Annotated in this window: 26 protein-coding genes and 1 pseudogene; 10 read left to right on the forward strand and 17 right to left on the reverse strand. The window is 53.9% G+C overall.

What is annotated here, in order from left to right:
- The first annotated feature begins 52 nt into the window (after positions 1-52).
- Positions 53-1168: a ribonuclease D gene (rnd, locus tag JQ822_RS05035; RefSeq protein WP_213132524.1), complete on the forward strand. Its 1116-nt coding sequence runs from the start codon at positions 53-55 to the stop codon at positions 1166-1168.
- 159 nt (positions 1169-1327) lie between these two features.
- Here rnd and minE read toward each other — a convergent pair whose 3' ends face one another.
- The 3 genes from minE to minC are packed head-to-tail and all read right to left on the reverse strand — an operon-like array spanning position 1328 to position 3141.
- Entirely contained in the window at positions 1328-1594 is a 267-nt protein-coding gene (gene minE / locus JQ822_RS05040) for a cell division topological specificity factor MinE (protein WP_003833739.1), read from the reverse strand.
- 3 nt (positions 1595-1597) lie between these two features.
- Positions 1598-2410, reverse strand: coding sequence for a septum site-determining protein MinD (minD, locus tag JQ822_RS05045; protein WP_213132525.1), 813 nt, complete (start codon positions 2408-2410; stop codon positions 1598-1600).
- 23 nt (positions 2411-2433) lie between these two features.
- Positions 2434-3141, reverse strand: a complete 708-nt coding sequence (gene minC / locus JQ822_RS05050) for a septum site-determining protein MinC (RefSeq protein ID WP_213132526.1) — start codon at positions 3139-3141, stop codon at positions 2434-2436.
- Positions 3142-3267: 126 nt separating this feature from the next.
- On the opposite strand from minC, the gene JQ822_RS05055 reads away from it, so the two are divergent.
- From JQ822_RS05055 to JQ822_RS05065, 3 genes are all read left to right on the forward strand, one after another.
- A complete protein-coding gene (locus JQ822_RS05055; RefSeq protein ID WP_213132527.1) occupies positions 3268-3561 on the forward strand; it encodes a YcgL domain-containing protein in 294 nt (97 codons plus the stop codon).
- Positions 3562-3630: 69 nt separating this feature from the next.
- Positions 3631-4290, forward strand: a complete 660-nt coding sequence (locus JQ822_RS05060; RefSeq protein ID WP_213132528.1) for a fumarylacetoacetate hydrolase family protein — start codon at positions 3631-3633, stop codon at positions 4288-4290.
- 92 nt (positions 4291-4382) lie between these two features.
- Entirely contained in the window at positions 4383-4829 is a 447-nt protein-coding gene (locus tag JQ822_RS05065) for a YcgN family cysteine cluster protein (protein ID WP_196209307.1), read from the forward strand.
- A gap of 29 nt (positions 4830-4858) precedes the next feature.
- Here JQ822_RS05065 and JQ822_RS05070 read toward each other — a convergent pair whose 3' ends face one another.
- The 3 genes from JQ822_RS05070 to nhaB form a co-directional block, all read right to left on the reverse strand.
- Complete coding sequence (locus JQ822_RS05070; RefSeq protein ID WP_213132529.1) at positions 4859-5200, reverse strand: DUF1971 domain-containing protein; 342 nt, start codon at positions 5198-5200, stop codon at positions 4859-4861.
- Between the two features lie 110 nt (positions 5201-5310).
- Positions 5311-5841: a disulfide bond formation protein DsbB gene (dsbB, locus tag JQ822_RS05075; protein ID WP_213132530.1), complete on the reverse strand. Its 531-nt coding sequence runs from the start codon at positions 5839-5841 to the stop codon at positions 5311-5313.
- Positions 5842-5982: 141 nt separating this feature from the next.
- Positions 5983-7527, reverse strand: a complete 1545-nt coding sequence (gene nhaB / locus JQ822_RS05080) for a Na(+)/H(+) antiporter NhaB (protein WP_213132531.1) — start codon at positions 7525-7527, stop codon at positions 5983-5985.
- 237 nt (positions 7528-7764) lie between these two features.
- Between nhaB and fadR the strand changes: the two genes are divergently transcribed.
- On the forward strand, positions 7765-8484 hold the full coding sequence (fadR, locus tag JQ822_RS05085; RefSeq protein ID WP_213132532.1) for a fatty acid metabolism transcriptional regulator FadR: 720 nt from the start codon (positions 7765-7767) through the stop codon (positions 8482-8484).
- Between the two features lie 40 nt (positions 8485-8524).
- Here fadR and JQ822_RS05090 read toward each other — a convergent pair whose 3' ends face one another.
- Positions 8525-10057 carry a SpoVR family protein gene (locus JQ822_RS05090; protein ID WP_213132533.1) on the reverse strand — a complete coding sequence of 511 codons (1533 nt, stop codon included), beginning with the start codon at positions 10055-10057 and terminating at the stop codon, positions 8525-8527.
- Between the two features lie 322 nt (positions 10058-10379).
- Between JQ822_RS05090 and JQ822_RS05095 the strand changes: the two genes are divergently transcribed.
- The 3 genes and pseudogenes from JQ822_RS05095 to JQ822_RS24595 form a co-directional block, all read left to right on the forward strand.
- On the forward strand, positions 10380-11678 hold the full coding sequence (locus JQ822_RS05095; RefSeq protein ID WP_213132534.1) for a D-amino acid dehydrogenase: 1299 nt from the start codon (positions 10380-10382) through the stop codon (positions 11676-11678).
- 12 nt (positions 11679-11690) lie between these two features.
- Complete coding sequence (dadX, locus tag JQ822_RS05100; RefSeq protein WP_213132535.1) at positions 11691-12761, forward strand: catabolic alanine racemase DadX; 1071 nt, start codon at positions 11691-11693, stop codon at positions 12759-12761.
- Positions 12722-12865 (forward strand): annotated as a pseudogene (locus JQ822_RS24595) (hypothetical protein); the annotation flags it as partial. The gene dadX and the pseudogene JQ822_RS24595, both read left to right, overlap by 40 nt.
- Here the strand turns inward: JQ822_RS24595 and JQ822_RS05105 are convergent.
- Positions 12809-14542 (reverse strand): potassium/proton antiporter, encoded by a 1734-nt coding sequence (locus JQ822_RS05105; RefSeq protein ID WP_213132536.1) that lies wholly within the window; start codon positions 14540-14542, stop codon positions 12809-12811. The pseudogene JQ822_RS24595 and the gene JQ822_RS05105 sit on opposite strands and share 57 nt — an antisense overlap.
- Before the next feature lie 97 nt (positions 14543-14639).
- Positions 14640-15554 carry a muramoyltetrapeptide carboxypeptidase gene (gene ldcA / locus JQ822_RS05110; RefSeq protein ID WP_213132537.1) on the reverse strand — a complete coding sequence of 305 codons (915 nt, stop codon included), beginning with the start codon at positions 15552-15554 and terminating at the stop codon, positions 14640-14642.
- A 98-nt stretch (positions 15555-15652) separates the two neighbouring features.
- Between ldcA and emtA the strand changes: the two genes are divergently transcribed.
- The gene (gene emtA / locus JQ822_RS05115) at positions 15653-16264 is read left to right on the forward strand and encodes a membrane-bound lytic murein transglycosylase EmtA (protein ID WP_213132538.1); all 612 of its coding nucleotides are present in this window, start codon (positions 15653-15655) and stop codon (positions 16262-16264) included.
- 11 nt (positions 16265-16275) lie between these two features.
- Here emtA and ycgR read toward each other — a convergent pair whose 3' ends face one another.
- Positions 16276-17010: a flagellar brake protein YcgR gene (ycgR, locus tag JQ822_RS05120; RefSeq protein WP_213132539.1), complete on the reverse strand. Its 735-nt coding sequence runs from the start codon at positions 17008-17010 to the stop codon at positions 16276-16278.
- Between the two features lie 198 nt (positions 17011-17208).
- Between ycgR and JQ822_RS05125 the strand changes: the two genes are divergently transcribed.
- Positions 17209-17463: a GlsB/YeaQ/YmgE family stress response membrane protein gene (locus JQ822_RS05125; protein WP_213132540.1), complete on the forward strand. Its 255-nt coding sequence runs from the start codon at positions 17209-17211 to the stop codon at positions 17461-17463.
- Between the two features lie 41 nt (positions 17464-17504).
- Here JQ822_RS05125 and JQ822_RS05130 read toward each other — a convergent pair whose 3' ends face one another.
- The 7 genes from JQ822_RS05130 to JQ822_RS05160 form a co-directional block, all read right to left on the reverse strand.
- A complete protein-coding gene (locus tag JQ822_RS05130; protein WP_213132541.1) occupies positions 17505-19475 on the reverse strand; it encodes a TonB-dependent receptor plug domain-containing protein in 1971 nt (656 codons plus the stop codon).
- A gap of 23 nt (positions 19476-19498) precedes the next feature.
- Positions 19499-20356: a ModD protein gene (modD, locus tag JQ822_RS05135; RefSeq protein WP_213132542.1), complete on the reverse strand. Its 858-nt coding sequence runs from the start codon at positions 20354-20356 to the stop codon at positions 19499-19501.
- The gene (locus JQ822_RS05140) at positions 20353-21165 is read right to left on the reverse strand and encodes a class I SAM-dependent methyltransferase (protein WP_213132543.1); all 813 of its coding nucleotides are present in this window, start codon (positions 21163-21165) and stop codon (positions 20353-20355) included. The genes modD and JQ822_RS05140 overlap by 4 nt, the downstream gene beginning before the upstream one ends.
- Before the next feature lie 9 nt (positions 21166-21174).
- On the reverse strand, positions 21175-21936 hold the full coding sequence (locus JQ822_RS05145; protein ID WP_213132544.1) for an ABC transporter ATP-binding protein: 762 nt from the start codon (positions 21934-21936) through the stop codon (positions 21175-21177).
- A complete protein-coding gene (locus JQ822_RS05150) occupies positions 21933-22919 on the reverse strand; it encodes a FecCD family ABC transporter permease (protein WP_213132545.1) in 987 nt (328 codons plus the stop codon). The genes JQ822_RS05145 and JQ822_RS05150 overlap by 4 nt, the downstream gene beginning before the upstream one ends.
- Positions 22919-23941, reverse strand: a complete 1023-nt coding sequence (locus JQ822_RS05155; protein ID WP_213132546.1) for an ABC transporter substrate-binding protein — start codon at positions 23939-23941, stop codon at positions 22919-22921. Before JQ822_RS05155 ends, JQ822_RS05150 begins: the two co-directional genes overlap by 1 nt.
- Before the next feature lie 207 nt (positions 23942-24148).
- Entirely contained in the window at positions 24149-25861 is a 1713-nt protein-coding gene (locus JQ822_RS05160) for an alpha,alpha-trehalase (RefSeq protein WP_213132547.1), read from the reverse strand.
- Positions 25862-26012 lie beyond the last annotated feature (151 nt).

The raw sequence follows: 26012 nt of genomic DNA on the forward strand, positions 1-26012 counted from the left end.
ATCCGGCGTTTTTTTTGGCGCAAAACTGAGAGAGCACGATTTGAATTACCAAATGATTACCACGGACGACGCGTTGGCCACGCTGTGCGAAGCCGTTCGTGAGTTTCCGGCGGTTGCCCTGGATACTGAATTTGTTCGCACGCGTACCTATTATCCGCAGTTGGGGCTTATTCAGCTGTTTGATGGCAAACATGTTGCTCTGATCGATCCGCTGGGGATCACCGACTGGTCGCCACTGCGCGAAATTCTGCGTGACACCACGATAACCAAATTCCTGCACGCGGGAAGTGAAGATCTGGAAGTGTTTCTCAACACCTTTGGCGAACTTCCGCAGCCGCTAATTGATACTCAAATTCTGGCCGCGTTTTGCGGTCGCCCGCTGTCGTGGGGATTTGCCGCGATGGTTGAAGAGTTTACGGGCGTGGCGCTGGACAAAAGCGAATCCCGCACTGACTGGCTGGCCCGACCGCTGACCGAACGCCAGTGCGAGTACGCCGCCGCGGACGTCTGGTATTTATTACCGATCACCACAAAACTGATGGCTGAAACCGATGCCTCTGGCTGGCTACCGGCCGCGCTGGATGAATGTCGTCTCATGCAGCAGCGTCGCCAGGAAGTGCTGGCACCTGAGGACGCGTGGCGTGACATTACCAACGCCTGGCAACTGCGTACCCGCCAGCTTGCCTGCCTGCAGTTACTGGCCGACTGGCGACTGCGTAAAGCGCGTGAACGCGATCTGGCGGTGAACTTCGTGGTGCGTGAAGAACACCTGTGGGCGGTGGCCCGTTATATGCCGGGAAGTCTGGGTGAACTGGACAGCCTCGGTCTTTCTGGCAGTGAAATTCGCTTCCACGGCAAGACGCTGATTTCTCTGGTAGAAAAAGCGCAGGCCCTGCCGGAAGCATCATTACCTGAACCGCTGCTGAATTTGATGGATATGCCGGGCTACCGTAAAGCCTTCAAAGCTATTAAGGCGCTGGTGGCAGAAGTGAGCGCGGAACAAAATCTCAGCGTTGAGCTGCTGGCTTCCCGCCGTCAGATTAACCAGTTGCTTAACTGGCATTGGAAATTAAAGCCGAAGTCTTCCTTGCCGGAGCTTATTACCGGCTGGCGTGGCGAGTTAATGGCAGAGCGCCTGAACGCACTGCTGCTGGAATATCCGCAGTAAGCGATCAAAAACGAGAGCCGGGTGCTGAACTTGAATGGTACCCAGCTTTACGGAAATATCTGATGAGAAGTATCCGACGTTTACGCTGGAATAACGGTGAAAAATAAAAAGGCAGAATAATCTGCCTTTTTTGCGACCATGACTGTTTTACAAAAGCGGTTATTTCGACTCTTCTGCTTCTGGTAATGTCACGTTAAGTTCGAGAATAGAAATATCGCCATCCTTTTGTTCAAGCTGTACGGTGACCATCTCAGGATCAATTTGTACATACTTACAGATAACGTCGAGAATATCTTTCCTCAACTGTGGTAAATAATGCGGTTCGGCGTCACTACGACGACGTTCTGCAACAATGATCTGCAGGCGTTCCTTAGCGATGTTTGCTGTGCTCTTTTTCCGCGAGAGAAAAAAATCCAGTAATGCCATAACTTATCCTCCGAACAGGCGTTTGAGGAAACCTTTCTTCTCTTCTTCAACGAAGCGGAAAGGACGTTCTTCTCCCAACAGGCGGTCTACGGTATCTGCATAGGCTTTGCCAGCATCAGCTTCGATGTCGAGAATCACCGGCTCACCCTGGTTAGAGGCGCGCAGGACTGACTGATCTTCCGGAATCACGCCGACCAGCTTGATTCGCAGAATTTCCAGCACATCTTCCATGCTCAGCATGTCGCCTCTGTTTACGCGACCAGGGTTGTAGCGCGTAAGCAGAAGGTGTTCTTTAATGGGATCTTCACCATTTTCCGCGCGGCGAGATTTCGACGCCAGAATGCCCAGAATACGGTCAGAGTCGCGTACTGAGGACACTTCTGGGTTGGTGGTAATGATCGCTTCATCGGCAAAATACAATGCCATCAATGCGCCGGTTTCAATACCCGCCGGGGAGTCGCAGACGATGAAGTCGAAGTCCATCGATTTCAGGTCTTCCAGAACTTTTGCGACGCCTTCACGCGTCAGCGCGTCTTTATCGCGAGTCTGTGAGGCCGGAAGAATAAAGAGATTTTCAGTACGCTTATCTTTGATTAACGCCTGATTTAACGACGCATCGCCCTGAATAACGTTGACGAAGTCGTAAACGACGCGGCGTTCGCAACCCATGATCAAATCAAGGTTACGCAGGCCGATATCAAAATCAATAACGACAGTTTTCTTTCCCTTCTGGGCCAAACCTGTAGCGATGGCCGCGCTGGAGGTGGTTTTGCCAACGCCCCCTTTACCCGAAGTAACAACAATAATGCGTGCCATAGAAATTCCTTGTTAAAAAGGGATCAATTCAACGGTTGAACTGTCAAAGCGTTCTCTGCTAACTGCAGACGCGCCGCTTTGCCATAAAATTCTGCCGGGATTTTATCACTCAGCCAATAAACACCTGCGATAGACACCAGTTCTGCCGTCAGGTGGGTACAAAAAATTTGCGCTTCCCGATCGCCGCCTGCACCTGCCAGTGCGCGGCCTCTCATCATGCCATAAACGTGAATATTACCGTCAGCAATCAGCTCTGCGCCCGCGCTGACGTGGCTTGTAACAATCAGATCACATTGTGGTGCATAAATGCGCTGACCGGAACGAACCGGGACATTTATTAATCGTGTTTTTGTGATGGGAGTAACGTTTTGCACTGGTGCGGCAGGGGCGGGTTCAGCAATGGCGGCAGTGCGCAGCGCCTTTTCCTTACCTTCAGTCAGTAAAGGAAGACCCATTTCGTCGATTTCTGCCTTCAGTTTGGCATCTTTGCAGCCGCTAACGCCGATAATGCGCAGACCGGTAGACGCGACAACTTTCTGCAGCGCCGGCCAGTTTACCGGGCTTTCAAGGCCACTGACGTTGATCACCACGGGAGCATGTTTTAAAAAAGCAGGAGCCTGCGCGATTTTGTCTTCCAACGCCTGACGAATAACCTCGGGTTCTGCTTTGTGTAAGTGAACCACTGATAAGGTGAAGCTACTGCCTTTAAGCTCGATTGGCGTGTTTGACATCCTGGCCTTACTCAATTTGCTATGTATCATCCCCAGTGCGGGGTGATATTCCGAAGACTATAAGGCATGTTATAGTCAGTATTATATTGAGGCAAGCCACCATTCCGCGAATTCAGAGTAAAAGATATGTTTTGTGTGATCTACCGAAGCAGCAAACGTGACCAGACCTATTTATATGTCGAAAAAAAAGACGATTTCTCTCGTGTTCCTGAAGAACTGATGAAAGGTTTTGGTCAGCCGAAACTGGCAATGATTTTACCGCTTGATGGCCGTAAGAAACTGGTGAACGCCGATCTTGAAAAAGTAAAACAGGCGTTAACCGAGCAGGGCTATTATTTACAATTACCGCCACCGCCAGAAGATTTACTCAAACAGCATCTGTCTGTGGCAAAACAAAATACACCAGACGCTAAAGGTTAAACTGTATCCGGCAGCAGCGTGTCCCGTCGATGCAGTTCCTGAAATCTAAGACGACGTTAGGGGAAAGTCATGTATCAACATCACAACTGGCATGGTGCTCTGCTGGATTACCCAGTGAGTAAAGTGGTTTGCGTGGGCAGCAATTACGCAAACCATATTAAGGAGATGGGTAGCGCAACCCCGGATGAACCGGTGCTGTTTATCAAACCGGAAACGGCGCTGTGCGACCTGCGCCAACCGCTGGTTATCCCGGCGGATATGGGGTCGGTGCACCATGAAGTTGAGCTGGCGGTGCTAATTGGCGCAACCCTGCGCCAGGCGACGGAAGAGCATGTGCGTAAAGCCATTGCCGGTTATGGCGTGGCGCTGGATCTGACCTTGCGTGATATTCAGGGCAAAATGAAGAAAGCGGGGCAGCCGTGGGAGAAAGCGAAGGGATTTGATAACTCCTGTCCGCTTTCGGGGTTTATTCCGGTGTCTGAGTTTAACGGCGATCCGCAAAATACAGCGCTGAGTCTGACGGTAAACGGTGAAACACGTCAGCACGGTTCAACGGCGGACATGATCCATCACATTGTGCCGCTGATTGCCTACATGAGTCGTTTCTTCACCCTCAAAGCGGGGGATGTGGTACTGACAGGAACGCCAGAAGGCGTAGGGCCGTTACGCAGCGGTGATGAGCTGGCGATCGGTTTTCACGGTCAAACGCTCACGACGAGAGTGCTGTAATCTCTTCTTGCCGCCTTTTCGGGCGGCAAAACTTGCATCAGCGTGCCAGACTGGTTATAAGGTGCAGCTTTATTGCAATAGCGGATACCCTGATGAGCGACATACCTTTCTGGCAAAGCAAAACCCTGGATGAAATGACCGATGCCGAGTGGGAGTCATTATGCGACGGATGTGGTCAATGCTGCCTGCATAAGCTGATGGACGAAGACACCGATGAAATCTATTTCACCAACGTCGCCTGTAAGCAGCTCAATATTAAAACCTGCCAGTGCCGTAACTACGAACGCCGCTTCGAATACGAGCCTGACTGCATCAAGCTGACGCGTGATAATCTGCCCACTTTTGAGTGGCTGCCGATGACCTGCGCGTATCGTCTGCTGGCAGAAGGGAAAGGTTTGCCAGACTGGCACCCGCTGCTGACCGGCTCTAAAGCGGCGATGCACGGTGAGCGTATTTCAGTTCGTCATATTGCGGTGAAAGAATCAGAAGTGCACGACTGGCAGGATCACATATTAAACAAACCTTCATGGGCGGACTGAGCCGCCCATTGGCTAACAGGCGTTAAGGATTAAGACTTTTTCGCCTGATACATCTCATCTCCGTGGTTGTCATCTTCAACCCAGAAATTAATGTTGAATTGTGCGTCGTCGCTTAATTCAACGCGATGCCAGTACTGCGGTGGGCTGGTCGCAAACTGACCGGCATTAATCACCACTTTCACTTCAGGTTCTTTCGCGTCTTCATCCGCAAAGCCGTAATACGTTACCGTACCTTCCATCACGCAGAGCTGTCCAAAGACGCCCGCAGCGGTGTTATGGTGCGAAAGCAGCGCTGCAGGGACGGTGTCTTTCGTAAAGAAGGGAGTAGAGCGTTTAACTTTCCAGTTTGCCGGGATGCGTAAATGGGACATGGGACATCTCCTTGGTGCGGCATCTATAAGATGTATTTAATATACATCTTATAGGCGCCGACAGGCAATGAATTTAAGGTAAAAAAAACGCTCCCGAAGGAGCGTCTCTGTTAGCGACCGAAGAGGTCACGTCTTTTCGGTTTAAACGGTTGGGCAATCACCACCAGCACGGCCACTACCAGGTAGGCGGCGAAGATCCCCAACAGCCACTGTGGCATTTCGAGGGTTAAAAAAGACCACTGACGTTCGGCGCAGTCACCGGATGCCAGGAAAACCTGAGGCAGCCACTTGTCCAGCGGTAACCAGCTCGGGAAGCGTGCAGCAAAATCACAGGTCATGAACGGTGACGGGTGAAGCTGGATCATGGTGTGCTCGTAGGCTAATTGCAGACCACGCCAGGCGCTGTAAATCCAGATAGCTATCGCTACAAAGCGCAGCGGTGTTTTTGGCGCAATAGCACCCACCAGTCCTGCAGCCATCACGCCGAATAACGCACTACGTTCGTAAATACACAACACGCAAGGTTTAAGCAGCATAACGTGCTGGAACCACAGCGCAACCAGTTCCAGCGCCAGGGCGGTTAGCGCCAACAATAACCATGCTCCGCGACCTCGGGAGCACTGGTTTAAAAATCGCAACATAATAATTTCCCTGCAACATGCGTAGAGAGCGCAGTTTAAACCAATTCAATTTATGCGCCACTAGCAGCCATTGAAATATTGTGTAATCGGATAATTATCATGCAAAAAGTCAAACCGGGCCGTGATTTGCCCGGTAAATTGTTATGAAAGTGTAGCTAACCAGCCTATTTGGGTCATCCACTCGGTCACCGGAACGAGGGTGAATTCCACGCACAGAAGACCGACCAGAGTCAGCACGAGAGTGTAAGGCAGCGCCATCCACACCATACGGCCGTAAGAAAGGCGAATCAACGGCGCCAGTGCGGAAGTCAGCAGGAACAGGAAAGCCGCCTGACCATTTGGCGTGGCGACGGAAGGCAGGTTGGTTCCGGTATTAATGGCTACCGCCAACAGTTCATACTGATTGAGGCTGATTGTTCCATGTTCCAGCGCCGCTTTGGCTTCGTTGATATAAATCGTCCCAACAAAGACGTTATCGGAAATAGAAGACAGCAGGCCGTTGAAGAGATAGAACAGCGTGAGCTGCGCATGTTCTGAGGCCTGTAGTACAAACTGAATAATCGGTGCGAATAGCTGTTGGTCGATAATCACGGCGACAATCGAGAAAAACACGGTCAGCAGCGCGGTGAACGGCAGCGACTCGGTGAACGCTTTACCGATAGCATGTTCGTCCGTTACCCCGGTTAATGAGGTGGCCAGGATGATAACCGACAGCCCAATGAGCCCAACTTCGGCCAGATGCAGGGCCAGGGCGATCACCAGCCAGACGCCAATAATCGCCTGCACAATCAGTTTGATTTTGTCCTGGCGGGTACGCTGCTGGCGGCTCTGATCGTCAAATTGCTGCAAAACGTCACGCACCTTTTCAGGCAACGTTTCGCCATAACCAAACCAACGTAATTTCTCGACCAGCATGCAGGTTAACAGTCCGCAGATAAGCACCGGGACGGTGACCGGCGACATACGCAGGAAGAAATCACCGAAATGCCAGCCTGCCGCTTTGGCGATAATCAGGTTTTGCGGTTCGCCCACCATGGTCATCACGCCGCCTAACGCCGTTCCGACGCCTGCGTGCATCATCAGACTGCGCAGAAAACCGCGGAACTGTTCGAGCACGGCTTTGTTGTGCTGATCGATATGGCTGTCATCGAGCATATTATTATCTTCCGCACGTGAAGAGGCGATCCGGTGGTAAATGCCGTAAAAACCGACCGCTACGCTTATCACTACGGCGACCACGGTCAACGCATCGAGGAACGCGGACAGGAAGGCGGCGGCTACGCAGAAGGACAACGACAGCAGCATTTTAGAGCGAATGCTCAGCAGCAGTCGGGTAAAAATAAACAGCAGCAGCTGCTTCATAAAGTAGATGCCCGCAACCATAAACATCAGCAGCAATAACACCTCAAGATTGGCGGCGATCTCTTCGCGCACGTGCGTGGCGCTGGTCATGCCGATGACCACAGCTTCAATCGCCAGCAGCCCGCCCGGCAGCAGGGGATAACACTTCAGCGCCATTGCCAGCGTAAAGATAAACTCCGCCACCAGCAGCCAACCAGCAACAAACGGGTTGATGAAGAAGATAACTGGGTTAACGATTAAGAAGACTAATAATGCCAGTTTGTACCAGTCCGGCGACTGGCCTAAAAAATTGCGCCACAGCGCGCGACCCCAGGATAGCTCCATGGCAGTTTCCCTTACCTTTAAAAATGAAATCATGTTTTTATGTTTGACCGCAAAGCTTAGCGGGAGGAGGGAGTACAGGCAAGCTATTCACGCGACTGGCACGGCTGGCTGCGATTCAGCGTTATCTGCAAAATGAAGACTTGATCCACTTTTTCTTCGTGGTGTCCGCTATCAGCTATGAAACCCGTCTGGTATGATAACTGTAACTATGTTTTGCTGTGTAATGGAATTATTACTATGGTCATTAAGGCGCAAAGCCCGGCGGGGTTCGCGGAAGAGTACATCATTGAAAGTATCTGGAATAACCGCTTCCCACCTGGCACGATTTTGCCCGCTGAACGTGAACTCTCCGAACTTATCGGAGTAACACGAACCACGCTACGCGAAGTGTTGCAGCGCCTGGCACGAGACGGCTGGTTGACCATTCAGCACGGCAAACCGACGAAAGTGAATAATTTCTGGGAAACGTCCGGGTTGAATATCCTTGAAACGCTGGCGCGCCTCGATCACGAAAGCGTTCCGCAGCTCATCGATAATTTGCTGTCGGTACGAACCAACATCTCGACGATCTTTATTCGTACTGCATTCCGTCAACATCCGGATAAAGCGCAGGAAGTGCTGGCGACGGCAAACCAGGTGGCCGATCACGCTGACGCCTTTGCTGACCTGGACTACAACATTTTCCGTGGCCTGGCATTCGCGTCCGGTAACCCGATTTACGGCCTGATCCTCAACGGCATGAAGGGATTATATACCCGCATTGGTCGTCATTATTTCGCCAATCCGGAAGCCCGTGGCCTGGCGCTGAGCTTCTACCGTAAGCTGTCAGAACTCTGCGAGCAGGGTTCCCATGATCAGGTGTATGAAACGGTACGCAGTTACGGTCACGACAGCGGCGAGATTTGGCATCGTATGCAGAAAAATCTGCCCGGCGATTTAGCCATTCAGGGCCGCTAAGCCGCTAAATAAGAAACCCCTCATTTGAGGGGTTTTGTTTTTACAGGCCATTCATTCTCGGCGGGCAACGCTCCAGCAGTTCAACGCTGCCATCCTCATTCTGTTGTTCCAGCGTCACGTCAAAACCCCATAACCGATGAACGTGCTTCAGCACCTCTTTGCGGCCCTTATCCAGCGGGGCGCGATTATGCGGGATATAGCGCAGAGTAAGGGAGCGATCGCCACGCAGATCGACATTCCACACCTGAATGTTTGGCTCCAGGTTGCTCAGGTTATACTGTGACGACAGCCGGTTGCGAATTTCACGATATCCCTCTTCGTTATGAATCGCTGAAATTTCCAGGTAATTGTGTCTGTCATCGTCCAGCACGGTGAACAGGCGGAAATCACGCATTACTTTCGGTGACAGGAACTGGCTGATAAAGCTCTCGTCTTTAAAATCACGCATGGCGAAGTGCAGCGTTTCCAGCCAGTCAGAACCCGCAATATCCGGGAACCAGTATTTATCTTCCTCGGTCGGGGACTGACAAATACGCTTGATGTCCTGGAACATGGCGAATCCAAGCGCATAGGGGTTGATTCCGCTATACCACGGGCTGTTGTACGGCGGCTGGAATACCACATTGGTATGGCTGTGTAAAAATTCCAGCATAAACCGTTCGGTGACTTTGCCTTCATCATAAAGGTGGTTAAGGATGGTGTAATGCCAGAACGTCGCCCAGCCTTCGTTCATTACCTGGGTCTGTTTCTGCGGATAAAAATACTGGCTCACTTTGCGCACAATGCGCAGGACTTCACGCTGCCAGGACTCCAGCAGCGGGGCATTTTTTTCCATAAAGTACAGCAGGTTTTCCTGTGGTTCAGAGGGATAACGCCGCGCTTCGAACACGGTTTTCTCTTCCTCTTTTTTCGGCAAGGTGCGCCACAGCATATTCACCTGGCTTTGCAGATATTCCTCACGGCTTTTTTGCCGCGCTTTCTCTTCCTGTAGTGAAATTTTTTGTGGGCGTTTATAGCGGTCGACGCCGTAGTTCATCAGTGCATGGCAGGAGTCGAGCAGTTTTTCGACTTCATCGACGCCGTAACGCTCCTCGCACTGGGTAATGTAGTTCCGTGCAAAAATCAAATAATCAACAATGGAGCTGGCATCCGTCCAGCTACGGAAAAGGTAGTTGTTCCGGAAGAAGGAGTTATGCCCGTAGCAGGCGTGCGCCATCACCAGCGCCTGCATGGTGATGGTGTTCTCCTCCATCAGATACGCGATGCAGGGGTTAGAGTTGATGACAATCTCATAGGCCAGCCCTTGCTGACCGTGCTTATACAGGCGCTCGGTTTCAATAAATTTCTTACCGAACGACCAGTGGGTATAGTTAATCGGCATCCCGACGCTGGAGTAGGCGTCCATCATCTGTTCGGAGGTGATGACCTCGATTTGGTGCGGGTAGGTCTCCAGTCGGTAGAGTTTTGCCACGCGGTCTATTTCCGCCAGATAGACATCCAGCAGATCAAACGTCCAGTCGGGTCCATCGCTCAACCGTGTGGTGTCCTTGTTCATGGAATCAATCGTAGCCATTCGCGCACCCTCATTGTTGGCGGTACTCTCTGTCTGGAGTACCTCATTTCAAGCATAGAACACGGTGTTAAAAAGCGTGCTGCAGCAGAAAATTTTTCTTTGCGATATCACGTCAATGCAGCGCCGAAAAACGCGATGTCCACAAAATTTTATGCTGGATAAAAATGACGCGCAGCAGGAGATGCCAAAGCAGAGACTTCCCTGTCATTAGCGCCATGTGTGAGATACATCACCATAAAAAAGCCATATGTTGAATAATATTTTCAACTGAGTTATCAAGATGTAATTAGATGATTGTTCTTTTACTGTTAACGGAGTGGCTATGCGAGTTGTCATACTGGGAAGTGGTGTCGTTGGCGTGACCAGCGCCTGGTATTTAAGCCAGGCTGGACACGATGTCACCGTCATTGATCGTGAGCCCGGCCCGGCACTGGAAACCAGTGCGGCAAATGCGGGGCAAATCTCTCCAGGTTATGCAGCACCCTGGGCGGCACCCGGCGTACCGCTGAAAGCGATTAAATGGATGTTCCAGCGCCATGCTCCGCTGGCCGTTCGCCTTGACGGGACCCAGTTCCAGTTGAAATGGATGTGGCAAATGCTGCGCAACTGCGATACCAGCCATTACATGGAAAACAAAGGCCGCATGGTGCGTCTGGCGGAATACAGCCGTGATTGCCTGAAGACGCTGCGTGCCACCACCGGCATTGAATACGAAGGTCGTCAGGGCGGGACGCTGCAGCTGTTCCGTACCGCGCAGCAGTATGAGAACGCCACGCGCGACATCGCCGTTCTGGAAGATGCGGGTGTACCTTATCAACTACTGGAAGCGAATCGCCTTGCGGAAGTAGAACCGGCGCTGGCCGAAGTGGCGCACAAGCTGACCGGCGGTCTGCGTTTACCGAATGACGAAACCGGGGACTGCCAGCTGTTTACGCAACGCCTGGCGAAAATGGCGGAGTTGGCGGGGGTTAAATTCCGCTTCAACACGCCGGTCGATAAGCTACTCAGCGACGGCGAGCAGATTTATGGCGTGCAGTGCGGCGAGGAAATTATTAAAGCCGATGCCTATGTGATGGCGTTTGGTTCTTACTCCACGGCAATGCTGAAAGGGATGGTGGATATTCCGGTTTATCCGCTTAAAGGGTATTCGCTGACCATTCCGGTCGCCGATGAGGATGGGGCGCCGGTATCGACTATCCTTGATGAAACCTACAAAATCGCCATTACCCGCTTTGATAACCGTATCCGCGTGGGTGGTATGGCGGAGATTGTGGGATTCAATACCGAATTATTACAGCCGCGTCGTGAAACGCTGGAAATGGTCGTGCGCGATCTCTTCCCGCGCGGTGGTCATGTGGAGCAGGCAACCTTCTGGACCGGGCTACGTCCGATGACGCCGGATGGCACGCCGGTGGTAGGGCGTACTCGCTTTAAGAATCTGCTGCTCAATACCGGCCACGGTACGCTGGGCTGGACCATGGCCTGCGGTTCGGGACAACTGCTGAGCGATATCCTTTCTGGCCGGACCCCCGCAATCCCGTACGACGACCTGAGCGTGGCACGTTACAGCCCGGGGTTTACGCCGTCACGTCCACGACATTTACACGGCGCACATAGCTGATAAGGACGCGAGATGACCCGCCCGATACTGGCCAGCATTGACCTGCAGGCGTTGAAACAAAACTTAAGCATTGCGCGGCAGGCCGCACCGGACGCCCGCGTCTGGTCGGTGGTGAAAGCCAATGCCTATGGACATGGCATTGAGCGCGTCTGGAATGCGCTGGGGACCACCGATGGTTTCGCCATGCTCAATCTGGAAGAAGCGATAACGTTGCGCGACCGGGGCTGGAAAGGCCCGATCTTAATGCTGGAAGGTTTTTTCCACGCCGAAGACCTGACGGTGTATGACCAATATCGACTGACCACCTGTGTACACAGCAACTGGCAGCTTAAAGCGTTACAAAACGCCCGACTGAACGCCCCGCTGGATGTTTACCTGAAGGTTAACAGCGGCATGAACCGTCTGGGATTTTTGCCTGAGCGGGTAGAGACCATCTGGCAACAGCTGCGAGCGATGCCTAACGTGGGCGAAATGACGCTGATGTCGCACTTTGCAGATGCCGAACACCCGGATGGCATTCAGGAAGCGATGGCGCGTATTATGCAGGCGACGGAAGGTCTGGAGTGCAAACGCTCGCTGTCGAATTCGGCTGCCACGCTATGGCATCCGGAGGCGCATTTTGACTGGGTTCGTCCGGGTATTATTCTGTACGGTGCCTCTCCGTCGGGACACTGGCGAGACATTGCCAACACCGGCCTAAAACCAGTGATGACCCTGAGCAGTGAAATTATCGGTGTGCAAACACTCAAAGCTGGCGATCGAGTCGGTTACGGTGGACGTTACACCGCCCGCGGCGAACAACGCATCGGGATAGTGGCGACCGGATATGCAGACGGTTATCCGCGCCATGCGCCAGGCGGTACACCGGTGCTGGTGGACGGTGTCCGTACCGGGACGGTCGGCACGGTGTCAATGGATATGCTGGCAGTGGATCTGACGCCGTGTCCGCAGGCAGGCATTGGGACGCCGGTGGAGCTGTGGGGTAAAGAGATTAAAATCGACGACGTGGCTACCGCGGCCGGTACGGTGGGGTACGAGTTAATGTGCTCGCTGGCGCTGCGCGTGCCGGTTGTGACGGTGTAACTTTTCAGGTTGCCGGGTGGAATGCGCTACCCGGCAACCTGTCTCAGTTATTCATCTTCGTCTTCTGCGACACGTACACCCACTTTCAGCACCGAATTATCTTCTTTCTCGGCGACCGTCCAGATCATCCCGGCAAATTCCACCTGGTCACCGACGACCGGCGCGGCGCCTAACAGTTGCTGGACGATTTCACCCAGCGTTTGCTGCTTATCACGATACTCAGTGCCATCGTCGAGGCCATAAATCAGCGCCACGTCGGCGTATTTGGCGCTGGCTTCAAGAATAAAGTCACCAAAGAATCGCTGGTCTAACGACACCGGCGGCGACTGGCTGAACAGCTTACCTAACGCGGGGAGATCGCGTTCGCGGCCAATAACGCACAGCACGTCGCCTTCACGCAGGCGGGTGCTGCCCGATGGATGAAACAGCACGTTGTCACGAAACAGTGCGGCAATTCGCGTCTCCTCTGGCATATGCAGATCGCGCAGTGCGGCCCCCACACACCATTTATCCGCACTCAGCTGATAAACAAACTGCTCCCAGGGATTATCCGGATGAATATCCAGCCCAATACGGGAGACGGGCCGGCCGACCGGCGGAACCACCACTTTGGCTTTTTTGGCCGCCCAGGAGAGCGATGTCCCCTGAAACAGCAACGAAATTAATACCACGAAGAACGCGACGTTAAAGAACAGACGCGCATTCTCAAGCCCGGCCATCATGGGAAAGACGGCGAGGATGATCGGCACCGCGCCGCGCAGGCCTACCCAACTGATGAAAATACGCTCGCGCAGGTTGAAACCCCGAAACGGCAACAGCCCGGTGAACACCGACAGCGGACGGGCAAAGAAAATCATCCAGGCGGACAAAATCAGCGCCGGAATTGCAATTGGCAGCAGGTCGGACGGCGTCACCAACAGGCCCAGCACCAGGAACATGGCAATTTGCGCCAGCCAGGCCAGACCGTCAAAGTTTTGCAGAATGCCAAACCGGTTACGAATCGGGCGATTACCCAACAGGAAGCCGCACAGATAGACCGCCAGAATACCGCTGCCTTCCAGCGCGGTGGTGACGGCAAAGACGAGGATCCCGCCGCTTAAGGCCAGCAGTGGATACAATCCGGCTGGCAGCGATATCCGGTTAATCATTTGCAAAAGCAGATAGCCGCCGCCGAGGCCGAGCGCAATACCCAGACCAAACTGTTGGATTATATGCACGGCGAACATCCAGCTTAAACCGGTCTCATGGTTTTGGATCATTTCGATAAGCGTGATGGTCAGAAACACCGCCATCGGGTCATTACTGCCCGATTCTATTTCCAGCGTCGAACCGACACGTTCGTTAAGCCCCTTACCGCCGAGCAAGGAAAAAACCGCGGCGGCGTCGGTTGAGCCGACAATCGCGCCAATCAGCAGTCCTTCAATGAGATCCAGATGAAACAGCCAGGCGGCCATCATGCCGGTTAAACCGGAGGTGATAAGCACGCCAACGGTCGCCAGCGATAATGCCGGACCCAGCGCCACGCGAAAGGAGCTGGCCTGGGTGCGCATTCCGCCATCGAGCAGAATTATCGCCAGCGCCAGGTTACTTACCATGTAGGCGAAAGGGTAGTTATCAAAAGGAATGCCGCCAATGCCGTCCACGCCCGCTAACATACCGATAGCGAGAAATATCACCAGAATAGGGATACCAAGACGTGATGAAAATGAACTGAGTAAGATACTGCAGGTGACGAGAACGGAACCCAAAATAAAAAGGCTGATAATTGCTGCGGCATCCAACGTTCGGTTACTCCTGAATTACGCTGTTTCGTATTAATAAACCCTAACATAATAACGACAGAAACAGCGTTTTACTTAGCCCTGTTAGCGGCTTTTTTTACGATTTCAGTACCGGATGCCCGGTCAAAGTGAGCTGACTGCTGTTTTTAGCGTTTTTCAGCACCGCTTTCGCTCCCAGCGGGAGCGTGACGGTGCGCTGCTCATGACCAAAATCGAGGCCGCTAATCAACGGAACTGACAGTCTGGAACGCAAAAACCTACAGACTTCATCCAGATTATACCCTGCGTCATAATCGTTCGGCGCGCTGCCGCTAAAGCTGCCGAGGATAATGGCGTTCTGACGGGCTAAAATCCCCGCGTGGTACAACTGTAACAGCATGCGCTCAATGCGAAACGGATGCTCGTTAATGTCTTCCAGCACCAGGATACCGTTATCGATGGCCGGCATCCACGGCGTGCCCATCAGCGAAATGAGCATCGCCAGATTTCCGCCCCACAGTGTCCCTTCGGTGGCACAGTCCGGGCCATTACCCTGCCAGTCAATCGTAAATTGCGCATTATGCAACGCCTGCCAGAAATGATGCTCGGTAAAGGCGTTCATCTCTTCAGCACCGAAGTTGGCTGCCAGCATCGGGCCGCTGAAGGTGATGACGTTGCCTTGAGCCAGCAGCCCGCACTGGATCGCCGTAAAGTCACTGTGTCCGCAGATAAGCAGCGGGTCTTTTTGTTGGCGGTCGGCCAGAGCCTGCCAGTCAATATCATCCAGTAAACGGCTCGCGCCATAGCCGCCGCGCACCGGCATCACAATGGTTTCGGGCGTTTTCAACTCAACCAGTGAATTTACATCCGCCAGTCGTTCGGCGTCAGTACCGGCAAAACGCTGGTAGCGACGCGCAATAACCGCCGAATTGGCAACCTGATGACCAGCCTCAGTAAGACGCGAAAGCCCGCGTAATGCCGCTTGCTGGTTGATACAGTAGCCCGAGGGGGCAATTAAGTGAAACCGGGACATGGCATTTCCTTGCTACAACTAAAACCAAATGTATATCATGCCGCGTAGGTATGTCGTTGTCACCTCAGCGACAGGTTCCGGCTATAAGGATAGATGACGTGAAATTGAGATGGTTTGCTTTTTTGGTTGTATTACTTGCGGGCTGTAGTTCAAAACAGGATTACAAAAATCCGCCATGGAATGCTGAAGTTCCGGTTAAACGTGCAATGCAATGGATGCCGATCAGTGAGAAAGCCGGCGCGGCCTGGGGGGTAAGCCCACAATTGATTACGGCCATCATCGCCATTGAATCGGGCGGAAATCCTAATGCGGTCAGTAAATCTAACGCTATCGGTCTGATGCAACTCAAAGCCTCCACCTCAGGGCGTGATGTGTACCGTCGGATGGGCTGGAGCGGCGAGCCGTCGACCAGTGAGTTAAAAAACCCTGAGCGCAATATCTCGATGGGTGCGGCGTACCTGAATATTCTTGAAACCGGACCGCTGGCTGGCATCGAAGATCAACAGGTAATGCAATATGCGCTGGTGGTGTCGTATGCCAACGGTGCGGGGGCGCTGCTGCGGACATTCTCCTCTGACAGGAAAAAAGCCATCAGTAAAATCAACGATCTCAGCCCGGATGAGTTTATTGAACATGTCGCTGATAATCATCCGGCGCCGCAGGCTCCGCGCTATATCTGGAAACTTCAGCAAGCGCTGGATGCCATGTAGTTCGCGTGATGCTACTCGCGCACTTTATTAGATTTTTCCCGGGCTTCCCGCTCGAGTGAAAAAATAATCCGCTGTAAGTTCCGCTCCACCGCCGGGCCGACGTTGAGAAAACGGAAGCTCAGGCGGGGAGTGGTGATGGTTTCATTTTTCCCGTCGATAACAACGCGTTCGCTGATGGAAATAAGCTGGGCGTCAACGTGGTACATCCCCCATTGCTCCATGTCGATTTCTACCTGAGAGAAGCGCATGCCTTCTACCAGCCCTTCTGGTTTTGCCTCCTCTAACAACGCGCCCATTCCGCCGAGAGATAAATCGAATAAACGAAACCGCAGAATGCTGTTATCCGGCATTTTTGCCGTGCAGTGATAGGGCGGATGCAGCGGAGCGCCAATGCGGAAATATTCCCGGCGCTGGACAAACCACAGCGCAGGCGGCAGCGACGAGATAAATGCCGGTAGCCGTTGATATTCACCCTTCGTGAGCTGTGGCAGGGTGAATTCGACCTTGGCCCCCTGTGTTTCGGCGACGATCGAGATCTGGCTGGCCCGCTGAACGGCCTGATTTTCATATTCCTGACTGCCAAAATCCATGATCAATTCGTCCGGGCTCACCGCGAGAATTTTGCTGATGAACTGCCCACCTGACCAGGAGATACGCAGTGGGGTCTGCTGTGAATTTAAGTCCCGGAGAACGCCTAACACCGCTAATGGATTTTGCTTCAGGAACTGCTCATGGTAGTTGCTCACACCTAATGACTCCTGGATGCCTGGTTTATCGCTGGATTATCGGCATCAATCGACAGAACTTAATACAAATGGATGAAATTTTTTATTATGTCTGCTGAATTCAAGCTGAAGGAAAACACCGTGCAACGGCTTGCCTATACTTAAGGTGTTGGCGCAGGAATGGCTTGCGCGCGCGTTCATTGGAAAGAGGGCCTGAAAATGGGAATTATTACCTGGATTATTTTTGGTCTGATTGCGGGCGTTATCGCCAAACTGATTATGCCGGGGCGTGATGGTGGTGGATTTATTCTGACCTGTATTCTCGGTATTATCGGGGCCGTGGTCGGCGGATGGCTGGCAACCATGTTTGGTATTGGCGGTGATATCAGTGGGTTTAATCTGCACAGCTTCCTGGTGGCCGTGGTCGGCGCAATTCTGGTGCTGGGGATTTTCCGACTGGTGCGGCGAGATTAATTGAACGGCCCCTGCGGGGGCCGTTTCGCTCTCACTCATCGTTAAAATTTATACTCAACCCCTGCCCAGAAATTACGGCCTTCTTCGATAAATCCTTCGCTGTATACATACTGCGTGTCGAACAAGTTGTTGACCGAAGCGTTCACACTAAACCCGTAGCCGATGGTGTAGTCCGCACGGAGATGGGTAATAGCAAACCCGGCTGCTTTTTGCGAACCGTCGGTATTGCTGTAGCTTGACGAACGGGCCTCTTCAGACAGCGTAATGCTGAGCGGATCCCACGGTTTCAGCGTCATCCAGGCGGTGAGGGTTTGCGTTGGCAGGTCGGTCGTTTTGCCAATATCGCTACGTTTTACGTCTGCATGGATAAGCCCATAGCTCAGCCCCACGTCCAGCATATCAAAGACTTTACCTTTGACTCCTGCATCCAGTCCTGTGTAGTCCACCCGACCGCTGTTTTGGTTCTGGATCGTGTCGGCGTCAATATTGTGCGACAGAATCGCGTCAGTAATGCGGTTGTAATACACGCTGGCTTCAAATCCCCAATCTTTGCTGAGTGATCCGTTCCAGGTGAGATCGACGCTGCGGGCGCGTTCCGGTTTTAGCTGCGGGTTAACCAGCGCCACCTGGTTATAGGCGGGTTTTGAGGTGGTGTAACGTTCTTTCAGCGTCGGGAAACGCGTTCTGTCAGAGTAGGACAACGCCAGCGTGTCGGTATTTTCAAAGTGATATTTGCTCATCACCTGCCAGTTAAAGGCTGACTGATTGTTGTCGTCATAGTGGGTGACGCTGCCGTTTTTCTCGTGCTTCATGCCCTCCAGACTGTCGCGCCAGTCGTAGCTTATTCCCGCCACCACATCAACATTGTCCGCGGCGGCCCACTGGTATTCACTGGCAACGGACCAGGTACGGTCTTCATAACGATCGTAAGCTGCATTTGGCGCACCTTTCTCACGGTGAACATCGTCTTTCCAGTTCACTGCGAAAGAGAGTAAATCGTTTTCGCGCATATCAGCAGCCAGTTGTAAGCCTGCGCCGTCGCTGTAGTCAGAATAGTGGCTGTAGCTGCCTTTCTTATTTTTCAGATCGGCAAGCGAGTTGTACATCATCAGCGTATTTTCAAAAGTGTCGCGATACAGCCGACTTTTGAGGGTAAAGCGGTCGCCCAGATGCGTAGTACCCTGATAGTAATAACTCTCTTTATCGTATTGGGGCCATTGCCAGTAGCGCGACTTCTGGCTGCTGGTTCCGGCGTACGGCGGGTTATCCTTTTCGCCGTCCTGGTTAATATAGGTCAGCACATATTCGTCATCGCCGCGCGGGGTGAATCCCAGCTTGACGATCCCCCGTTTGTCATCGGCGGAGGAGTTGGTCATCTTGCCGTGACTGCCGGCCACTGGATTATCCACACCGTGCGGTAATCCGAGGAAATCCTGCTTTAGCTGGCTACCGCTGAGCTGGATATATCCCAGATCGTTGCTGGCGCCAAAGGAAGCATGCATATCATGGGCATTGTCCTTGCTGCGACTCCAGCCCTGGCTATAGCCAATGCTGCCTTCAATCGGTTTGGTGGGTTTCTTCGTCGTAATGTTGATAGCCCCCCCCATCTGGTTTGGGCCCTGCAACAACGATGAATAGCCTTTGGAGACTTCAACTGAGGCGATATCAGAGGTGAGAAAACGGCCTAAATCGAGATTGCCGTCGTAGGGGATATAGACCGGAACGCCGTCGAAAAAGACGGGCACCTGGCGGCTGTCAAACCCGCGCACTTTAACCTGTTGCTCATTACGGTTGCCGGATTTTTGCAGCACTACACCGGGGACCACGCTCAGTGCCTGGGCCACGTTTTGTTTATCCAGTTTTTGTATTGTTTCCTGACCCAACACTGTGGTGGTCGCGGCGGAGGCCGGGCTTGACCAGACGGTCATGGTTTCGCTTTCCTGCCCAGCAAAAGCGTTCTGCGCGAAAGCAAGCGACAGCGCTGTGTAAAGACAACTCTTGGTGAAGTTCATTATTTTTAGTCCATTTATAAATGTTATATGCCACGTGCGTCCGGGCTCAGGCTCACTTTGATATCCGCGGGTGGGGCGTAGTAAGGCGCGGAGGTGATAAAGAGTCTGATGCCACAGTCGAGATAACTCGCCAGGGAGGCGAGAGTAATGCCGCCAGTCAGCGCCAGCGTGCAATGGGGGGCCAGAGAAGAGACTTGACGGGCAATGTCTGCCGCCTGCTCGGGGGTAAATTTGTCGAGTTGCAGGACGTCGGGGGCGGCGCGTAGCGCGGCCAATGCCTCATCAGGTGTATCCGCTTCGACCACGATCTTTTTTTCTGGCGCATGGCTGCGTAAGCGTGCCATCGCGCCTGTCCAGTCGTTTGGGTTGGTAAGAAAACGGCGGTGATTAGCAAACAGCAATACCGTTTCGGCGCATCCTCCGCGATGAATAATGCCCCCGGCGGCGAGTATTGCCTGAGTCGCCAGCATACGCGTGCCGGGGATAGCTTTGCGGGTGCAGGCTATCTGCCCATCGGGATAGCGTTGACGCAGAATGTTCAGCATCTCGTCGAGATAGTGGGAGACACCGCAGCTCCACTCCAGCACATTTTGCACCGCTTTCCAGCCCTGATGCAGTGCCGCCGCGTTGCCGTAGGCGCGAATGAGCAACTGCCCGGCGGTCGCGTGTTCGCCATCGGCCAGCTGCTCAGTGACGGTCAAACCTAATGAGCTCAGCATTTGTCTGGCGACAGCGATACCGCTCACGCATCCACCCTGGCGATGACAGAAATCCATAACGCCTGGCTTCGCGCCAATCCCCAGCGCCCGGGTAGTCAGATCGCCGCCCTGAATATCTTCCTGTAGCAGCGCGTCAGTTTGCGCCTGCGAAAAGTAGATCATTGCAGCGACTCCCGTGGCACGCTGTCCCACCAGATCAGCGCCCAGTCGCGGCTGGCGGGCGCAATAGTGCGGGGATCCTGCTGCTGATACCAGTGCTCCAGCCGTTCAGTTTCGTCTGTACTAAGTTCGCCCATGCTCCAGCGTACGTTCTCCAGAAAACGTGTCCAGGTGCTGTTGTCCTGCTGACAGTTTGGCCCGCGGATAAAATCAACGTGAGCGTGGATGCCCATCTGATACAGGACATTCAGCGCATAGATATAGTTGGGAAGTTCAATCACCTCACGGCCCAGTGCGCGCTGAATGGTGGGGGAGACAAACGAGGAACTGACAAGATGGGTGGTGTACACCCGCAGCCGGGCCTGATTATTCAGTTTGGTCATGGCCTGGCGCATGTCGGCGACCAGCGTGGAACGCGAGGCGACGGCAATATCGCACCGGGGTAAGTCGTCCCAGTGCTCTTCCCAGGCGCGCTGTACCCATTGTACGTGGTGGGCGTTCATCTGACCGGCGCGACGAGCGGCAACGCTCAGCATTCCCTGGCTGTAATCCACGCCGTAAATTATCGGCATTTGTTTGGCCAGCGCCAGTGACACCGTACCGGGGCCGCAACCCATGTCAAACAGTGATTCTGCGCCTTTCAGATCAATCTTTCCCAGCAGTTGGAGCAGATAGCTGTCGGTTAGTGTGGCGCAATTCTCGGCCATTTTCTCCGCACGCTTGTCCCAGTGTTCTGGCTTTTTCTCGGTGCGGTGCGCCAAAAGCAGCTGTTTACGGTAAAGATCGGCAAAATCAATGTCGTCAATGAGCATTGTTACTCCTTAATTGTGTGAGCCAAAGAGGTGGTGGGCGATTTGTGACGGTGTAACGCGATACAGCGTGGCCAGTCGGTCGGCGGCGAGCTGTTGTTCAGGAAGACCTTGCGACACTACGCCGTCTGGCTCCACGCGCACTACGCTGTCGGCTATTGCCCGGGCATGCAGCGGATGGTGGGTCGACATCAGCAGCGCCATGCCGGAATTTTTTAGCGTAATCAGCGTGTCGAGCAGGCGGATCTGATGACCAAAATCAAGGCTGGATGCGGGTTCATCGAGCAGCAGCAGACGTGGACGTTGGGCCAGCGCGCGGGCAATCAACACCAGTTGGCGCTCTCCACCGCTGAGGGTGTTCCAGCGTCGATGCGCCAGATGGCTAATTTCCAGCATTGCCAGTGGCTGTAGGGCTGTTTCCTTCTCCCTGGCCCCGGGGAGTGCAAATGCCGCCATTTGCGGGGCAAGTCCCATCATCACCATATCGAGAACGGTGAAAGCAAACGCCCCGTCATGTGCCTGTGGTACCCAGGCGATGGCGCGGGCGCGCTCACGATCGCTGAGCTGATTTATCGCAACGCCATCGAGCAAAATGTCGCCTTGCAAGAGTGGGAGAACGCCAAGAAGAGTGCGCATCAGCGTGGTTTTCCCGCTGCCGTTTGCGCCGAGCAGGCAGCAAATGGACCCTTCTTCCACGCTGAACGAAACGTGGCGTAGTACGGGATGTCGGGCGTGGTATCCCAGGAAGGCATGTTGCACGGTCAGCAGCGTCATGAACGGCTTCCCCGCAGCAGTAGTAACAGGAAGAACGGCGCGCCAACAAACGCGGTCAGGATCCCCAGTGGAATTTCCGTGCTGCTCAACGTGCGCGCGAGGGTGTCGGTCAGCAGCAGCAAAATGGCCCCGATGCCCATTGAAACCGGCAGCAGTTGCTGATGATTATTGCCGCTCAGTAGTCGGCCAATATGCGGTACCACCAGCCCGATCCAGCCGATAATCCCGGCAATGGCGACGGTACAGGCGGTAATCAGCGTGGCGCAGACAATCAGTGACAGCCGCAGTCGGGACACGTTGATTCCCAGCGAGCGGGCTTCATCATCCGAGAGCGTGAGCAAATTCATGCGCCAGCGCAGCAGCAACAGCGGGATCGAACCGGCAGCAATCAGGGGGGCAGAGAACCAGAGGTCGTGTGCCGTAATGGTGGATAAACCGCCAAGCAGCCAGAAGGTAATTGACGGTAGCTGGGTATATGGATCGGCCAGCGTCTTGGTTAGCGAAATTCCTGCACCGCACACCGTGCCCAGCGCAATGCCAACCAGTACCAGCGTTAATACCGGATCATGACGCTTTACCCGTCGGGTGATCAGCCACACGCCCGCGACCACCAGCAGGCCACCGACAAACGCATACAGCTGAATAAACAGGACAGGTAAACCCAGCAGGATGGCTAAGCAGGCACCTAAACCAGCACCGGCCGCCACGCCGAGAATGTCCGGCGAGACCAGCGGGTTACGGAACATGCCCTGATAGGTTGTTCCGGCCCCCGCCAGCGCTGCGCCCAGCAGTAGTGCTGCCAGAATGCGCGGCAAACGAATTTGCCAGAAGACAATTTTATCCTGCGCCAACACGCTATCCTGACCTGTAATAAGCGCCATGACGTGATGTGCATCCAGGCGATAAGCACCGGAAACCGCGGCGACCATTACGCACGCCACGATAGCTGCCGTTAGCAGAATACTGAGGGTGGTGGTTCTCATCAGGCCGCCACCAACGTTTGAAATTGTGAATCGCTCAGCGTGGTATGCCAGAACAACTCAGCATAGCTCTGCATATCGGTTTTAAAGCGTGCCTCAACGTGCGGATCGAGCCAGGCGTGCAGGCGGCGTAACCCCAGCAAACGGTTGATACCGGGAGGCGCATCCAGCCAGCCAAACGGCAGGCCGCTGAGAAACAGAATGCGCTGGTCGGCTACGGCTTTAACCCCTTGCCACACTGGATCTTCTCGCAGGTACTGCGCCGTCACCGCGTCCTGAACCAGAATAATGTCAGGCTGCCAGCTCAGCAGGTTTTCCATCGACACCTGCGCCAGTCCATGTCGACCGGGGATCTGCGCCACGTTGTTCAACCCCAGTAACTCTGCCGCTTCGGTATGCAAAGAACCTTGCAAACCGGTTTCCAGCCCCCGGGCTCCACGAGCGGCATAGAAACGCAGGTTGGCGGCGGCAGAATGTGAGAACGTATCAGCTTCATCAATGAATTGCCGGGCAAGCTCGGCCTGCGCGCGGGTTCGCGTTGCGGTTCCCAGTGCGTTACCCGCGGCAGTCAACTGCGCTGGCGTTTGCCGAAGTTCACCGTTAATCAATAGCCAGGGAATTTGTGTTTGCGCGCTCACCTGCCGCGCCTGAGAAAGCCAGGTTTCGTCAGCGTTCCCGCAGTCAACCACCAGATCGGGTTTGAGCGCCAGTAAGGATTCGAGCGACAGGGTGCTGGCGCGCCCCGCCAGTCTTCCCAGTTTGGGTAATGTCCGGATGTCATCGGAAAAAGGGAGGGCGGACTGGCGGGAAAAATCGAAGGACGAAAACCCGACCAATTTCTCTGGCGCGACGGCCAGCAGCAGCACATCAGCGGGTGCTCCCGCGCTCACCACGCGCTGAATATCATCAGGTCGAGGCAGAGAACCGACATCCACGGTGATCGGCGTTTGCGCCAGGACCGGAAGGTGGCGTAACAGCAGCCCCGAGGCCAGAAGTTGAGCAAACATCCGTCTTGTCAGCGGCATTTCATTGATTCCACAAGGTGATAAATTCGCTATATATTTACATATACAGCGAATAAAAACATGTTCAGAATCAATTTCACACGGATGAAAACAGGGGATACCCCATAAGGGCTAGATGCAATAGAGACACCTGAAAAAGACAGAAGAAGACAAAAAATCCGCGACGAGGCGCGGATTGGGGGAATAACAAACGAGCCAGCGAGGGCGTTAAGGCGTGGGTTGCACCTGTTTTGCAGGTTCCGCTGGCGTACTGTTGGCTGGCGCTGGCCGCGTTGAGGGTACGCTGTCACAGGGTTTGTCTTTGGCGCAAATCAGGTCGAGCATTTTTAACGTTACGCCGTTGGTCCAGCCAAAGCCGTCCTGTAACGGGTACTCGCCACCGCCGCCGCCGGTCCCTGTGGTGCTGACATCATATTTTTCGACCAGTTTTTTCTCCCGGTCATAGGTGTGCTGGACGTTGGTGAGGAAGCGCCAGGTGACGTCCATGGCGACCTTATCCTGGCCGTAGTTTTGTAACCCGGACGCCGCAACCCACTGTAGCGGGGCCCAGCCGTTGGGAGCATCCCACTGTTGACCGCTTTTCACCGACGTCGTGGCCAGACCGCCGGGTTGCAGCAGATGCGCCTGAGTTGCCGCAGCCACTTTGCTGGCGCGATCGTTGGCCGCTGCATTGACATACAGTGGGAACAGGGCGGCGGCGGTCAGCTGATTGCGTACTTTCTTACTTTTCAAATCGTAGTCGGCATACCAGCCTTCTTTGTCGTTCCACAGATACTTTTCGATCCCTTTTTGCCGCGCATTGGCGAATCCTTCGTACTGAGCGGCTTTAGCTTCATCGCCTGCGGCTTTGCTGGCAAGCGCAATCATTTTCTCCATCTTGTACAGCAGTGCATTGAGATCGACAGGGACGATGCTGGTCGTGCGCAGGGTGCTCAGCTGGTTTGGATTGTCCATCCAGCGCGAGCTGAAGTCCCAGCCGGATGCGGCGGCTGAACGCAGGTCGCGGTAAATTTCCGTGGCTGGACGGTTCGGATTGCTTTTAGCGGTGGCGATATCTTCAACCCAGGACTCCGGCCTTGGCGTATCGCGGTCATCCCAGTAGCGGTTTAACACGGTGCCGTCGCCCAGTTTAACCACCCGCTTATTCTGCTGATTGGGCTGGAGCGTTTCGACGCCTTCCATCCAGTAGTTGTATTCTTTCTGCATCTGCGGCAGGTATTTTTTCAGCGCGTCATCGCCGTCGTGCTGCGCCAGCAGTTCAACCATAAAGGCGAAGAATGGCGGCTGGGAGCGGCTCAGGTAGTAGCTGCGGTTACCGTTAGGAATGTGTCCCCAGGCATCAATCTCGTAAGCGAAGTTCGCCACCATATCGGAGACCTTATCCCAGTGGTTGCTCTCGGCAAGCCCCAGCATGGTGAAATAACTGTCCCAGTAATAAATTTCACGAAAACGACCGCCCGGCACGACATACGGTTTCGGCAGCGGCAGCAACGAGTCCCATTTTTCGGTGTCGGTTGTTGAGCGCGTTAACACCGGCCACAGCCCATCAATATGCTCGCGCAGCGACTGCCCGGCGGGTGGCACGTATTTCTCGCCCTCTTTGGGCAGCGTAAAATTCACGTCGACAAAATGGCGCAAATCGAAGCCGGACTGGTTTTTCTGCATCCGGTAATCGGCAAGGATCATCAGCGGATCGTTGTTGGGCACCGCATCGGCAAAGGTTTTCTGATCCGGGAACAGTTTGGCTGTTTGTACATCATTAAACAAAGGACCGAGCAGGATATCAGGGGGTTGCGGCGTACCGGCTGGCTGTTCCTCGGCGTGGGTGCCGAATGAGGCAAGGGCAAAAAGGGTGCTTGCGAGCGTCAATTTTATAACAACAGAAAGTGGGCCAGGGTGGCGAATTGCTGGCGTTATCATCGGGTAATCTCCTTAGCGGCATGCCGAAGTTGCGGCATTTACCATGAGAAAACCTTAGTTCAGGATCGACCGTTGCGCGTTATCGAGACCTCATTTTGCGAACAAACAGACATTTCCTGATCGGTGATGAAAGTTGCACGCCCTTTGCGCT

Origin of the sequence: Citrobacter sp. FP75, from assembly GCF_018342065.1 — a bacterium.
In the GTDB taxonomy this organism is placed as follows: domain Bacteria; phylum Pseudomonadota; class Gammaproteobacteria; order Enterobacterales; family Enterobacteriaceae; genus Citrobacter.

Excerpts from the sequence above, each read along its gene's own strand:
- JQ822_RS05125 (WP_213132540.1), top strand. The coding sequence starts at position 17,209 with ATGGGAATTATTACCTGGATTATTTTTGGTCTGATTGCGGGCGTTATC.
- minE (WP_003833739.1), bottom strand. The coding sequence starts at position 1,594 with ATGGCATTACTGGATTTTTTTCTCTCGCGGAAAAAGAGCACAGCAAAC.
- dsbB (WP_213132530.1), bottom strand. The coding sequence starts at position 5,841 with ATGTTGCGATTTTTAAACCAGTGCTCCCGAGGTCGCGGAGCATGGTTA.
- JQ822_RS05155 (WP_213132546.1), bottom strand. The coding sequence starts at position 23,941 with ATGCCGCTGACAAGACGGATGTTTGCTCAACTTCTGGCCTCGGGGCTG.
- JQ822_RS05095 (WP_213132534.1), top strand. The coding sequence starts at position 10,380 with ATGCGAGTTGTCATACTGGGAAGTGGTGTCGTTGGCGTGACCAGCGCC.
- JQ822_RS05065 (WP_196209307.1), top strand. The coding sequence starts at position 4,383 with ATGAGCGACATACCTTTCTGGCAAAGCAAAACCCTGGATGAAATGACC.
- JQ822_RS05130 (WP_213132541.1), bottom strand. The coding sequence starts at position 19,475 with ATGAACTTCACCAAGAGTTGTCTTTACACAGCGCTGTCGCTTGCTTTC.
- JQ822_RS05070 (WP_213132529.1), bottom strand. The coding sequence starts at position 5,200 with ATGTCCCATTTACGCATCCCGGCAAACTGGAAAGTTAAACGCTCTACT.
- minC (WP_213132526.1), bottom strand. The coding sequence starts at position 3,141 with ATGTCAAACACGCCAATCGAGCTTAAAGGCAGTAGCTTCACCTTATCA.
- fadR (WP_213132532.1), top strand. The coding sequence starts at position 7,765 with ATGGTCATTAAGGCGCAAAGCCCGGCGGGGTTCGCGGAAGAGTACATC.
- JQ822_RS05060 (WP_213132528.1), top strand. The coding sequence starts at position 3,631 with ATGTATCAACATCACAACTGGCATGGTGCTCTGCTGGATTACCCAGTG.
- ldcA (WP_213132537.1), bottom strand. The coding sequence starts at position 15,554 with ATGTCCCGGTTTCACTTAATTGCCCCCTCGGGCTACTGTATCAACCAG.
- minD (WP_213132525.1), bottom strand. The coding sequence starts at position 2,410 with ATGGCACGCATTATTGTTGTTACTTCGGGTAAAGGGGGCGTTGGCAAA.
- dadX (WP_213132535.1), top strand. The coding sequence starts at position 11,691 with ATGACCCGCCCGATACTGGCCAGCATTGACCTGCAGGCGTTGAAACAA.
- JQ822_RS05160 (WP_213132547.1), bottom strand. The coding sequence starts at position 25,861 with ATGATAACGCCAGCAATTCGCCACCCTGGCCCACTTTCTGTTGTTATA.
- JQ822_RS05145 (WP_213132544.1), bottom strand. The coding sequence starts at position 21,936 with ATGACGCTGCTGACCGTGCAACATGCCTTCCTGGGATACCACGCCCGA.
- JQ822_RS05150 (WP_213132545.1), bottom strand. The coding sequence starts at position 22,919 with ATGAGAACCACCACCCTCAGTATTCTGCTAACGGCAGCTATCGTGGCG.
- rnd (WP_213132524.1), top strand. The coding sequence starts at position 53 with ATGATTACCACGGACGACGCGTTGGCCACGCTGTGCGAAGCCGTTCGT.
- JQ822_RS05055 (WP_213132527.1), top strand. The coding sequence starts at position 3,268 with ATGTTTTGTGTGATCTACCGAAGCAGCAAACGTGACCAGACCTATTTA.
- modD (WP_213132542.1), bottom strand. The coding sequence starts at position 20,356 with ATGATCTACTTTTCGCAGGCGCAAACTGACGCGCTGCTACAGGAAGAT.
- nhaB (WP_213132531.1), bottom strand. The coding sequence starts at position 7,527 with ATGGAGCTATCCTGGGGTCGCGCGCTGTGGCGCAATTTTTTAGGCCAG.
- JQ822_RS05090 (WP_213132533.1), bottom strand. The coding sequence starts at position 10,057 with ATGGCTACGATTGATTCCATGAACAAGGACACCACACGGTTGAGCGAT.
- JQ822_RS05140 (WP_213132543.1), bottom strand. The coding sequence starts at position 21,165 with ATGCTCATTGACGACATTGATTTTGCCGATCTTTACCGTAAACAGCTG.